This is a genomic window from Bradyrhizobium sp. LCT2 (assembly GCF_009931255.1).
Lineage (GTDB): Bacteria > Pseudomonadota > Alphaproteobacteria > Rhizobiales > Xanthobacteraceae > Bradyrhizobium > Bradyrhizobium diazoefficiens.
The window spans coordinates 596452-608666 of record NZ_CP034432.1 but is presented as its reverse complement, the minus strand read 5'-3'; the positions used below and the strand labels follow the sequence as shown (position 1 = coordinate 608666).

Below are 12215 nucleotides of genomic sequence, written 5' to 3'. Positions count from 1 at the left end.
TCGTGCGTCCGTAGCTGCGGACGGGGTGTTCCGCTCGCACTCCCGCCCAGTGGCTGTACCGCGATCATACCTAGGTATGACGCAGTTAACCCGAGACCTTATCCATGCACCCGCGCGTAGAATGGAGCGCGCGGATCGCCGAACTACTCTGCTCCCATCGCATTCGGACAAGTCGTCAGACATTGCCGATGCGAAATGGAACAAGGAGTTCGACGATGTCGCTGCAGATGTCACACCCGCAAAATGCCAAGGACCATGTCGCCGCCGCAATCGACGTCTCGTCAATCGAACGTGGGCGGCTGCGGTCATCGAGACGTTCACGGCGCTCCGGCGAGGAGGCCATGACGCTCTCCCTCGTTCATCTGGATGTTGCGCTGGCCATCGAGCCGCCTGCGCCGGACGTGCGGGGATCTGCCGATAGCGAGCCGAGCTTCAGGGTGTCCGCGAAACGGCTTGCGTGCGCCTCCTCGGAGGTCGATCGGGAGACGGGCGCGGAAGGATTCACGGATCCGGTGATGCAGCGCCTCGCGGATGCGCTCGCGGCCACCAAAGCCATGCACCATCCCCATTCTGCCATCCTTGTCGATGCGCTGCGTCTGGCCATTCTGACCCGCAAGGCAAGCCGGCGGACGGTGGCCGGACAAGGCCAGCCCGAGTCGGCCGAGGGTGATCATGAAGGCCGGGTTTGCCGGGCGGTGCGGTCGTTGCAGAAATGGCGCCTCAAGCGCGTCATGCAGTATGTCGACGACAATCTGGCCGCGAAGGTGACCTTGGAGCATCTGGCCGCCGTTGCCGGCCTTAGCCGGATGCACTTCGCGGCGCAGTTCCGGGCGGCCGTCGGCATCAGGCCGCACGAGTATTTGCTGAAGCGGCGGATCGAGCGGGCCCAGGAATTGCTGCAACAAGCTGACGTCTCGCTCGTCGACATCGCCTTGACCGTCGGGTTCCAGACGCAGGCTCATTTCACGACGGTGTTCAAGCGCTTCGCGGGCGACACGCCGTATCAATGGAGGAGCGCCTATCTCGCGCAATTCCTGCCGCTGCCGCCCGTCGGAGCAAGACCGTCATGAGCAACCCTGGCATTCAGGCCCTGCTGCTGCAGCTGGTCGGCATTCATTCGGCGCTGGTGCACCATGAGATCATGGGATTGTTGGAGATCGCTCGCGGTCTCGGCGCCTCCTATCGGTTCGCATCCTCGGAACCCGGGGCGGGCGCCTTCTACGGTCGCGTTACCATAAACTTCTGCAGGCTCATTGCCGCCGGCATCGCGCACTATGCCTTGATGGAGCCGTCGATCGAAGAAACGGCCACGCAAAGCTGAAGGAGACGGAGCCAGTCTCGGAATGTCGAGAGTGCTGTATCTTTCAACGGGGATTGACTGACACCCTCCGCCATCCCACGATTTTGTGCGGCAAGCAACGATTCCGAACTATTTCGAGCGCGATAGCTGTTAGGCCTCAGGCGTCATCGCGAGAATCTCCTCCAAGCCCAAGAGCCCAGAATGAATGCAAACGACATCACGCGCATCCCGAACAGGAATCTGCCCAGCAAGTCAGCGGTAACAACATATCATATGCCGGGCGGCGGCGGGTTGCTGTGGGCGGTGGCGGTTTCACCTGATCGCACCCAGGACGTTCGCATACAGACGCTGGGCGCCTTGGGCGTCATCGATACTTATCTGAAGGATGCGGGTCTGGACCGTACGCGCATCGTCAAGGCTGAGATCGTGGTGACCGACCACGACAACAAGCCAGCCTTCGACGAGGCCTGGGCGAGCTGGATGCCGGCGGGTTATGGGCCGGTGCGCTCGTTCGTGCAGTCGGTCATGCCCGATGGCGATATGATCGAGATCATCATCACTGCCGCTCTGCCGGCGGGCGCGCGCGACACGTCTCAGGCGTCAGGCTGAAGATCCCCGAAGCTTGTTCGCTTCGCCCCGTCTTGCCGGCGCTCATCGGCCATCGTCAGAGGACGACGTCCCGGTTGACGTTCTTGTACAGCAGATAAACCGAGTGGTTCAGGCCGGTGGGATAGAATTGCTGCGGACAGAACGATCCCATCCAGATGAAATCATCAACCCAGATTTCGTGCCAGCTATTGCCGAGATAATACAGGCCTTGCCCCTCCAGCATGAACAATCCGTGCTCCATGATGTGCGTTTCGACGGCCGGGAAGCAGACGCCGGGCTGGAAAAACATCAGGTTCATCTCAAAGTCGAACCGCAGGTCGCCCATTGGCAGCAGGTGCTTGAACCCGCGGCCCTGCAGCCCGGTATGGTTCGTCATCGGCATGGATTGTTGTTGACCGATGATCGCCGTCGGGGTGGCGATGCCCTCGGCCTTCTCATAACGCTTCTTGACGGCGATGATGCGGGCAGGCGCGGTGGGATGGCAGGACATCGTGAAGGATACGCCGGGCGGTACATAGACAAAGGCGCCGACAGCAAGCTCCACTGGCGGGTCGGAGCCGATGGTCACGTCCACGCCTCCTGCCACAACATAGAAGAAGTGCTGCAGGTCCACACAGATCGGCTGGGCCGTACCGCCCGCGGGCTCGATTTCCAGCATATATTGGGCAAAACCGGCGCCGAGCGAAGGCGCCGCCAGAAAGCGCACGGTTGTGGATTTCCACGCCGGAAGCCGGCTCTTCAACACGCCTTCCGGCGGCATGAACGCGAAGTTGCGACCGACAACGCCGCGATTGTGGCCGATCGCTCCGGGAGGAACGATGCCGGGTTGGCCGGGCAAGTCGGTGGGATGCATCTGAGGTCCTCGGGGGAGTCTGGTTCAATCGAAAGGGTCTAGCGAAAGGCCGCGTCGGCGGGTTTCGGAAACATGCCGCGGACACTGGAGCCCGCTTCACGTTGCAGCCGGTTCCGGACAGTTATCATCACGGGATCCTTGCGACGAGAGCGCGAATGCAGAACATACCAGCCAGTCCCTCGCATCAATGCGGAAAGGACAGTGGAGCAATGAGCCGGACCAGGTCGAGCTCCGATGCGACGCTGACGTGAGGCTTAGCTCAAGGAATAGGACGCGTCCGCTGGATTTCCATCACCCTCCATTTCCCGTCCCCCGCGCGCTTCAGCGCGGGGTCGCTCACCCGCACGTGCTCCGCCAGAAAATCGATGAACGCGCGGACGCGCGCCGGGAGCGGCGCGGTGTGGCCGACATAGACAGCGTGGATGTCTTCGCGGTCGCCGGGATTGTAGTTCTGCAAGACCGGGACGAGGCGGCCTGATTCGATGTCGGGGCCGATGTGGAAGAGGGCGAGGCGGGCGAGGCCCACGCCGCCGAGCGCGAGGCGGCGGGCGGCTTCGCCGTCGCTGGCACGGGCGGCCGGCGGCGGCATGGCTTCCTCGGTGTGCTCGCCGCGCTTGAAGGGCCAGGCGCGGATCGAGCGCGGAAAGGTCCAGCCGATGCCGCGGTGATCGGCGAGATCCGCTGGTGTCTTTGGTGTGCCCGCGTGCGCGAGATAATTCGGCGCGCCGACCACGACCATGCGGCTGGTGCCGAGTTTTCGCGCGACGAGGCGTGAGGCGCGCAACGGGCCGACGCGGATGGCGACGTCAGCGCGCTCCTGCATCAGGTCGATCAGCGTGTCGGTCAGCACGAGATCAAGCGTGACGTCGGGATGCTGTTCGAGGAAGCGCGGGATCAGCGGCATCAGATGCAGCATGCCGAAAGGGATGTTGCTGTTCACCGCCAGGCGGCCGCGCGGCGCGGCGCCTGAGGCCGCCTCGCGCTCGGCCTCCTCCATCTCGGCGAGAATGCGCACGGCGCGCTGGTAGAAGGCCTGGCCTTCCTCCGTCAGCGTGAGCTTGCGCGTGGTGCGGTTGATCAGCCGCGAGCCGAGCCGTACCTCCAGCCGCGAGATCAGCTTGCTGACGCCCGACGGCGTCAGGCGCAGTTTTCGCGCGGCCTGGGTGAACCCGCCCAGGTCGACGACGCGGACGAAAACCTCCATCTCGGCGGAGCGGTTGGTGTCGAAACGGGCCATGTTGAATTCACGTCACAAATGATTGGATTGCGGACATCCTAATGCTTTTGCTGCAGCGCGGCTATCTGCGTGGCTCGTGCCATCCATTGGAGTCCCGCATGCCTCCCGCCGTCCTTGCGCTCACCGCCGGTGCCTTCGGCATCGGCACCACCGAATTCATCATCATGGGCCTGCTGCTCCAGGTCGCCGCCGACATGCATGTCTCCGTGCCGATCGCGGGCCTCCTCATCTCCGGCTATGCGCTGGGTGTGTTCGTCGGCGCGCCGGTTCTGACGCTGGCGACGCGGCGGATGCCGCGCAAAACCGTATTGCTGGCGCTGATGGCGATCTTCACGCTCGGCAATGCCGCCTGCGCGCTGGCGCCGAACTACGAATTGCTGATGGCGGCGCGGGTGCTGACCTCGCTGGCCCACGGCACGTTCTTCGGCGTCGGCTCGGTCGTGGCCACCGGCCTCGTCGCCGAGGACAAGCGCGCCTCGGCGATCGCTACCATGTTCATCGGCCTCACGGTCGCAACGCTGCTGGGCGTGCCCCTCGGCGCCTGGTTCGGCCTGATGCTCGGCTGGCGCGCGGCGTTCTGGGCGGTAACGGTGATCGGCGTGATTGCCTTCGCCGTGGTCGCCGCGTTCGTGCCCGGCCATGTCGGCAATGGCGACAAGCCGATCTCGCTGGCTGAAGAGCTCGCGGTGCTCGGCCGTCCGCAGGTGCTGCTCGGCCTCGCCATGACCGTGTTCGGCTTTGCCGGCCTGTTCGTCGTCTTCACCTATATCCAGCCCATCCTGACGCGCTTCACCGGTTTTTCGGAGGAAGCGGTGTCGCCGATCCTGCTGGTGTTCGGCGCGGGTCTTGCGATCGGCAACGTCGCGGGCGGCAAGCTCGCCGACCGCGGCCTGGCGCGGGCCCTGATCGGCACTCTTGCCGCGCTCGCCATCGTGCTGCTCGGCCTTGCCGCGGTGCTGTCGGTCAAGATCCCCGCTGTCGCGTTGATCCTGCTGCTCGGCATCGCCGCCTTCGCAACCGTCGCGCCGCTCCAGCTTCGCGTGCTGGAAGCCGCCGGCCCGAGCGGCCGCACGCTCGCCTCCAGCCTCAACATCGCTGCGTTCAATCTCGGCAACGCGCTGGGGGCCTGGGCCGGCGGTGTCACCATCGATCGCGGGCTCGACCTCTCCGCGTTGCCGCTGGTGGCGGCCGGAATCACCGCGATCGGCCTCGTGCTGGCGTTGTGGAGCCTCCGGCTCGACCGTACCGCGGTCGCCGTCGCAGCGTGCCCGGCGGAATAGGAGCGCGATCATGGAATACCGCAATCTCGGCGCTTCCGGACTGAAGGTTCCCGTCCTCAGCTTCGGCACCGGCACTTTCGGCGGCCAAGGCCCGTTATTCTCTGCCTGGGGCCGCAGCGGCACGGAGGAAGCGCGCAGGCTGGTCGACATCTGCCTCGATGCCGGCGTCAATTTGTTCGACAGTGCCGACGTCTATTCGAACGGTGCCTCCGAGGAGATTCTCGGCGCTGCGATCAAGGGCCGCCGCGACAAGGTGCTGATCTCGACCAAGATGAGCCTGCCGATGGGCGATGGCCCGCTCGATGCCGGCTCATCGCGGCAGCGGTTGCTGACTGCGGTCGACGCAGCGCTGCAACGGCTCGGCACCGACACCATCGACCTCCTTCAGCTTCACGCGTTCGACGCGTTCACACCGATCGAGGAGGTGCTGTCCACCCTCGATACGCTCGTGCGTGCCGGCAAGCTGCGCTATGTCGGCGTTTCCAATTTCGCGGGCTGGCAGCTGATGAAGTCGCTCGCCATCGCGGACCGGCACGGCTGGCCGCGCTATGTCGCGCACCAGGTCTATTACTCGCTGCTCGGCCGCGACTATGAGTGGGAGCTGATGCCGCTCGCGCGCGATCAGGGCGTCGGCGCGCTGGTCTGGAGCCCGCTCGGTTGGGGGCGGCTGACCGGAAAGATCCGGCGCGGCCAACCGCTGCCGCAACAGAGCCGCCTGCACGCCACCGCGCAATTCGGCCCGCCCGTGGACGAGCAGCGGCTTTACGCGATCGTCGACGTGCTGGATGCGATTGCCGCCGAGACCGGCCGCACCGTGCCGCAGGTCGCGATCGCCTGGTTGCTGTCGCGCCCCACCGTCTCTTCCGTGATCATCGGTTCCCGTGATGAGGCGCAGCTGCGCGACAATCTCGGTGCGGTCGGCTGGTCGCTGGGCGCGGATCAGATCAAGCGTCTCGACGAGGCGAGCGCCGTGATGCCGCCCTATCCCTATTACCCCTATCGCATCCAGGAGGGTTTTGCGCGGCTCAATCCACCGCTGGTGTGACGGATAGCTAATAGAAGGCGGCGATCGCTGCGCCTAGCCCCTGCGGAAGGTTGGGTTCGCTCTTCAGCGTGTCGATGAAGACGGGATCGTCGGCCACCGTGAGGCCATCCAGCTTGATCGGATGCAGCGGCTCGGCGGCTGCTGCGACAGCTGCCAAATCCGGACCGGTCCGGATGCCGTTATATGCCAGCCGCGGGCGCAATTGGACGTTGTTGCCGAACTGCTCGTCCAGCGCGAGACGCCATCCGGTTCGTGACACCGTTCCGCTCGCGATCGCGGCCGACATCGCGATGCTGTGCGGCTGCAACGTGCCGAGATTGCCGAGCGCGGCACTCAATCGTGTCGTTGCTTCCGACAGCGTGATCTTCTCGATCCCCGGATCCTGGTCGGGCGAGGTGAAATCGATCACCCGCGCACTCCTGCCGACTTTGAGGGCCTCGCCGCTTCCGCCTGCCTGCTGCATGGCCTTCTTGGTCCCATAGCGCGCTCGCCCGCCGATCGTGACCAGGACGATATCCTGCTCGCGCGATTTGATCAGGTGGGCGTAAGGATCGCCGGTGACACCCTTCACGACGAGGAGATCGGCGAACTTGCCCTTGGCGATGGTTCCCAGCTTTGAGTCCCACTTCAGGATCGCGGCCGGATTGCGCGTTGCCATCGCGACGATATCGTAATCGCTGAAGCCGAGATTGAAATGCGCGGATACGACCTTCGCCGCCTTCAGCTCGCCCAGCAGGTTCTTGCTGCCGGACGGCGACCAATCCGAGCCCAGCGCGATGGTGAGGCCTGCGGCGCGCGCTGCGGCGACATCGGTCGTCCTGCCATAGAGCAGCAGGTTGCTCAGGGGCGACCAGACGACCTTGGCCTGGTGCTGGGCCATCGTTCCGAAGTCGGTCGCATCGAGCGCCGTGCAATGAATGCCGGCCAGCGACGGCTCGATCGCCCAATCTCCCGCGGAATTGCGCAGCGCCAGGAAGTGGCTATGCGCCTTGGGATCGATGCCCTCGCTTAAGTGGAGCAGGAAACACGCCGACGATTTCAGCTCGTTGTCGAACTTCGCCCAATCCTCGGCATCGATGTCGGGAATCTTGGAGTGTGCCCGCGGAAGATCGGGCGGGCTCCCGATCTCGGCGGCGCGCAGCGCGCCCTTGTAATATTTGTGGATCGTGCCGCTCCAGTTCGACAGCGTGATCCCCTGGCTCGTCGTCGTTCCCGCGACCAGGCATTTGGCTTCGACATAGCGAACCAGGGCCGGCAGCAGCGAGCCGTCGTCGGCAAGGGCGATCGCGCTCATCGGACCGGTCACGGACGTCTTGTACGATTTGGCATTCTGCCACTGGTCGCGATTGCCAAAGAGCTGCGGCACGCGCCAGAGCGGCAGGACGTTGTAGCTGAGGTGATTGTGCAGCTCGATCAGGCCGGGATAGATGGTGCCGCCGGTCACGACCGGATCGACGGCCTCGAAGCCTGCCGGGGCCGGCTGTCCTTTGGGCAGGATCGCGGCGATCCGATTGTCCTCGATGAAGATCGTCCCGTTCTTGATGAAGTCGCCCTCAGTGGCCATCGTCACGATCCGGCCGGTCAGCGCCCATCGCTTCGGGTTTGCGGCCGGGCTCATGGAATCACCCCATCGGGAATGGTGATCATGATGGTGCGCCGCTTGGCTGCCGCGTCAACGCCCTGGCGCACGGCCCACGGCGTATCTCCACGCATCCAGGCCGGCAGTCCCGCCGGAAGATCTTTTGCGATGATGTCGACGAGTTCGGACGGCTTGAAGGTGTCGCCGTATGGCACGAGTGTTGTCGGCACGTCGGGATGCTTGACCTCAGGCGCCAGCGCAGCGAGGGCGGCATTCCACTTGGCCAGCATGATCTTGGTATTCGCCGCCTGCGTCGCGGAATCATGCGCGGAGCTCTCCGGCCAGGTCGGGTGCGTGATGTGCTGATACGCGAGGGTCTTGTAGGCCGCGCCGTCGGAGCTCTTGAGCCAGGCTTTCCAGGCCTCGTCCGCGAGGCCGCCGAGCGAGACGACAGCCTCGATGTTGCCGGGGCCCAGCACGGCCTTGAACCATTTGTTGCGATAGTCGACGATGCCCGGCTCGTTCTTGTGCTTTGAGCCGCCGCTCTGGCCGTAAACGCTGTACAGGAAGGTGTTCACCATCACATAGCTCTGCACGATGCCGAGCTTGGCCAGAAAGCCCTGGGTCCGGCGGCCCGCGGTGCCGACCAGGATTCGGCGTACGATGGTCTCGTGCTGGGCGGGATCCTGGCCGACGATGAGCACACGCGCCGATCCGTCCAGCCGGCCGCGGTGAAAGATGGGCCCCCATTCGATGCGGAAGTCGTGGGGATCGTAGGCTTCAGCGCCGGGGTAGTTGGCGCACAGATCGCGAAAGGGTTGCTCGCCGTATCCGGCGTCGAATTCTGTGAGCATGGAAAATGCTCCAATCTGCCGATGTCAAAATAGCTGCGTCAAAAAACCTGGTCGTTATGCCGCAATCTCAGCGGTAGTCTGTTCCACAATTCAACCAATATATGGGTCAAGACAGCGGGCGCAAAGGTTCACGGGCGTCCCTGGCTCCGGGGCCGTGACAGAGCGTCGCGACAACGCGCCATGCAGAAACGCGCCTGTACACGGTCGCGTGATCTCCATAACCTCCGCGGCGCAATTTCAGGAGATGCGGCGTGGCGAAGAAGACGGCGAGCAAGAAGAAAAGTGTTTCAAGGAAAGTAACGAAGACCTCGAGCAAGAAAGCCACCGCCCGCAAGGGTGCCGTCGCGAAAGCTGCGAAGAAATCAGTCAAGAAGGCCGCCCCGCGCAAATCGGCCACGGCGCGCCGTCCCAGGGGACCGGTCTGGCAATGGTCTGCGGTCGATACCGCGGCCGCGATCCGCAGCGGCGCAATCTCCGCTGTCGAGACCGTCGAGGCGCATCTGGATCGGATGCGCGCGGTCAATCCCAGGCTGAACGCGGTCGTTGTCGATCTCAGCAAGGAAGCGCTGAAGGCTGCGCATGCGGCCGACAAGCAGCGCGCCAAGGGCGGCGAGCTCGGCCTCCTGCACGGCGTGCCCATCACCATCAAGGAAAACGTCGATTACGAAGGCCGGCCGAACTTCAACGGCGTGCCCGCCAACAAGGATTACATCGCGCCGTCGGATGCGCCTGTTGTCCGTAACCTGAAGAAGGCCGGCGCGATCGTCATCGGTCTCACCAACACGCCGGAATTCTCCTTCCGCGGCTTCACCGACAATCCCCTGCATGGGCTGACGCTGAACCCCTGGGACCCTGATATCACCTGCGGCGGCTCCTCGGGTGGCGCGGGGTCGGCGGTGGCCGCCGGTATCGGCACGATCGCCCATGGCAACGACATCGGCGGCTCGCTGCGCTGGCCGGCACATTGCAACGGCGTTGCCACCATCAAGCCGACGCAGGGCCGCATCCCCGCCTTCAACGGAAGCGCAACGGCCGAGCGGCCGATGCTGGCGCATCTGATGTCGGCGCAAGGGCCGCTGGCCCGCCACGTCGCCGACGTTCGCCTTGCGCTGGAGGTGATGAGTCAGCGCGATCCGCGCGATCCCTGGTGGGTGCCGGCGCCGCTGGTCGGCGAGAGGCCGAAGGGACCGATCAAGGTCGCGCTGGCGAAGATCCCCGACGACATGGACGTCGATCCGGCCGTCGCCGCGGCGCTGCGCCAGGCCGCCGATCACCTCGAGCGTTCCGGCTATCGCGTCAGCGAGGTCGAGGTGCCCGACATCAACGGCGTCTGGCAGACCTGGTGCGACATCATCACCAACGAGACGATGGTGATGCAGGAGGCCGCGATGCTGAAGGTCACGTCCGAGGATTTCCACAAAGCGTGGAACGGCATGAAGGCCAAGGCCAATGTGCTCGATCTCAAGGCCTGGATGCAGGCGACGGCCGCGCGCAACGGCCACATCCGCGCCTGGCAGCTGTTCTTCGAGGACTACCCGGTCGTGCTGGCGCCGACCACGGTCAGTCCGACGCCGGGCCCGCGCGACGACACCATCAGCGCCGAGCGCGTGCAGGAGGTGTTCTGGGGCGGGATACGCTTCATCTCCGCGATCAACGTGCTGGGCCTGCCGGGCGCGGTGGTGCCGGTGGCCTTGCACGAGGGCAAGCCGATCGGCGTGCAGCTCATCACCGGGCGCTACCGCGAGGATCTCGCGCTCGATGCCGCGGCGGCGATCGAGAAGCGTGCCGGCGTGCTCGCCCATCGCCTATGGGAGACGATGGACTGAGCGCTCGCGAGTTGCCGCCGCGTTGACAGTGCCGCCCTCGCTCCCTGTGGGAGAGGGTGGCACTGGCGGCCTTCGGCCGCCGTCCCTTGAGAACGCCGATGCTTTGCATCCGCGATGGGAAGCGAGTCGCGCCTAGGCGTACGAATTCGTTAATCCAATTTGATTCGAATTTTAGCCAATTCACCAATAACCGTTAGGGTTACTTCCTCGATCTCTAGGCGAATTATTGCTCGCTTTACCACCCGCCTCTAACACGAGGACGGCGGACAACGCACGTGCCTCATACAGGCCAATAAGTGCGGCCCGCTCCACGCGGAGGTGGCACGATGCGCAACGAGACGATCGCTATTCACGCCGGCTATGAGCCCGAAGCCACCACGCATGCGGTTGCCGTGCCGATCTACCAGACCGCGGCCTACGCCTTCGACAGCGCCGATCACGGCGCGGCGCTCTTCAATCTCGAGGCCGAGGGTTTCCGTTACAGCCGCATCGCCAATCCGACCAGCGCGGTGCTGGAGAAGCGTATCAGCCAGCTCGAAGGCGGCGTCGGCGCGCTTGCGGTCGCGACCGGCCAGGCGGCGCTGCATTTCGCCTTCGTCAACGTCGCCGATCACGGCGGCAACATCGTGTCCGTGCCGCAGCTCTACGGCACCACGCACACGCTGCTCTCGCACATTCTGCCGCGCCAGGGCATCACGGGCCGCTTCGCCGAGAGCGACAAGCCGGATGCGATCGAGAAGCTGATCGACGAGAACACCCGTGCGGTGTTCGCCGAGACCATCGGCAATCCTGCCGGCAATGTCTGCGACATCGAGGCATTGGCGAAGATCGCGCATGCCCATGGCGTGCCGCTGATCGTCGACAACACGGTCGCAACCCCGATCCTGCTCAAGCCGTTCGACTACGGCGCCGACATCGCCGTGCATTCGCTGACCAAGTTCCTGGGTGGCCACGGCACCACGCTGGGCGGCGCCATCGTCGATTCCGGAAATTTTCCGTGGGCGAAATACGCCGACCGCTTCCCCGCCTACAACAAGCCGGACGCGTCCTATCACGGACTCGTCTATGCCGAGCGCTTCGGCAAGACCGCCTATATCGAGCGCGCGCGCAGCGTCTATCAGCGCACCATGGGTTCGGTGCTGTCGCCGTTCAACGCCTTCCTGCTGCTCCAGGGCATCGAGACCGTGGCGCTGCGCATGGAGCGCCACGTCGAGAACGCGCGCAAGGTCGCCGAATTCCTGCGTACTGACCCGCGCGTCGCCTGGGTCAACTACACGGGTTTCCCGGACAGCCCCTACTATCCGCTGGTCCAGAAATATCTCGACGGCAATGCCTCCTCGCTGTTCACCTTCGGCATCAAGGGCGGCATGGAAGCCGGCAAGACCTTCTACGATGCGCTGAAGCTGATCACGCGCCTCGTCAATATCGGCGACGCGAAGTCGCTGGCCTGCCATCCGGCTTCGACCACGCACCGGCAGATGTCGGCGGAGCAGCAGCGCCTCGCCGGCGTTCTGCCGGAGACGATCCGCCTGTCCATCGGCATCGAGCATGCTGCCGATATCATCGAGGACATCGACCAGGCGTTGGAAAAAGCCTGTCCGTCGTCGCGCCTCCAGGCCGCGGAGTAGGCGA

Annotated in this window: 11 protein-coding genes; 7 read left to right on the top strand and 4 right to left on the bottom strand. The window is 64.7% G+C overall.

The features are described from left to right. The first annotated feature begins 215 nt into the window (after positions 1-215). The 3 genes from EI171_RS03675 to EI171_RS03665 all read left to right on the top strand — a co-directional run bounded on the left by EI171_RS03675 (position 216) and on the right by EI171_RS03665 (position 1909). The gene (locus EI171_RS03675; RefSeq protein WP_028175262.1) at positions 216-1070 is read left to right on the top strand and encodes a helix-turn-helix domain-containing protein; all 855 of its coding nucleotides are present in this window, start codon (positions 216-218) and stop codon (positions 1068-1070) included. Next, positions 1067-1321: a hypothetical protein gene (locus tag EI171_RS03670; RefSeq protein ID WP_011083087.1), complete on the top strand. Its 255-nt coding sequence runs from the start codon at positions 1067-1069 to the stop codon at positions 1319-1321. The genes EI171_RS03675 and EI171_RS03670 overlap by 4 nt, the downstream gene beginning before the upstream one ends. A gap of 180 nt (positions 1322-1501) precedes the next feature. Then, positions 1502-1909 (top strand): RidA family protein, encoded by a 408-nt coding sequence (locus EI171_RS03665; RefSeq protein ID WP_161532623.1) that lies wholly within the window; start codon positions 1502-1504, stop codon positions 1907-1909. 55 nt (positions 1910-1964) lie between these two features. Here EI171_RS03665 and allE read toward each other — a convergent pair whose 3' ends face one another. Beyond that, the gene (gene allE, locus EI171_RS03660) at positions 1965-2762 is read right to left on the bottom strand and encodes a (S)-ureidoglycine aminohydrolase (RefSeq protein WP_161532622.1); all 798 of its coding nucleotides are present in this window, start codon (positions 2760-2762) and stop codon (positions 1965-1967) included. 259 nt (positions 2763-3021) lie between these two features. Then, positions 3022-3999, bottom strand: a complete 978-nt coding sequence (locus tag EI171_RS03655) for a LysR family transcriptional regulator (RefSeq protein WP_161532621.1) — start codon at positions 3997-3999, stop codon at positions 3022-3024. 98 nt (positions 4000-4097) lie between these two features. Here EI171_RS03655 and EI171_RS03650 point away from each other — a divergent pair, with 98 nt between their 5' ends. Together EI171_RS03650 and EI171_RS03645 are read left to right on the top strand one after the other, a co-directional pair. Then, positions 4098-5279: an MFS transporter gene (locus EI171_RS03650; protein WP_161532620.1), complete on the top strand. Its 1182-nt coding sequence runs from the start codon at positions 4098-4100 to the stop codon at positions 5277-5279. Positions 5280-5289: 10 nt separating this feature from the next. After that, positions 5290-6324 (top strand): aldo/keto reductase, encoded by a 1035-nt coding sequence (locus EI171_RS03645; protein WP_060909825.1) that lies wholly within the window; start codon positions 5290-5292, stop codon positions 6322-6324. 7 nt (positions 6325-6331) lie between these two features. Here the strand turns inward: EI171_RS03645 and EI171_RS03640 are convergent, their stop codons facing one another. Beyond that, positions 6332-7942: an amidohydrolase family protein gene (locus EI171_RS03640; protein WP_161532619.1), complete on the bottom strand. Its 1611-nt coding sequence runs from the start codon at positions 7940-7942 to the stop codon at positions 6332-6334. Beyond that, entirely contained in the window at positions 7939-8757 is an 819-nt protein-coding gene (locus EI171_RS03635) for a uracil-DNA glycosylase (protein ID WP_161532618.1), read from the bottom strand. The genes EI171_RS03640 and EI171_RS03635 overlap by 4 nt, the downstream gene beginning before the upstream one ends. A gap of 251 nt (positions 8758-9008) precedes the next feature. Between EI171_RS03635 and EI171_RS03630 the strand changes: the two genes are divergently transcribed. Continuing rightward, positions 9009-10583: an amidase family protein gene (locus EI171_RS03630; RefSeq protein ID WP_161532617.1), complete on the top strand. Its 1575-nt coding sequence runs from the start codon at positions 9009-9011 to the stop codon at positions 10581-10583. A gap of 326 nt (positions 10584-10909) precedes the next feature. Further along, positions 10910-12211, top strand: a complete 1302-nt coding sequence (locus tag EI171_RS03625) for an O-acetylhomoserine aminocarboxypropyltransferase/cysteine synthase family protein (protein WP_011083077.1) — start codon at positions 10910-10912, stop codon at positions 12209-12211. The last annotated feature ends 4 nt before the right edge of the window (positions 12212-12215 follow it).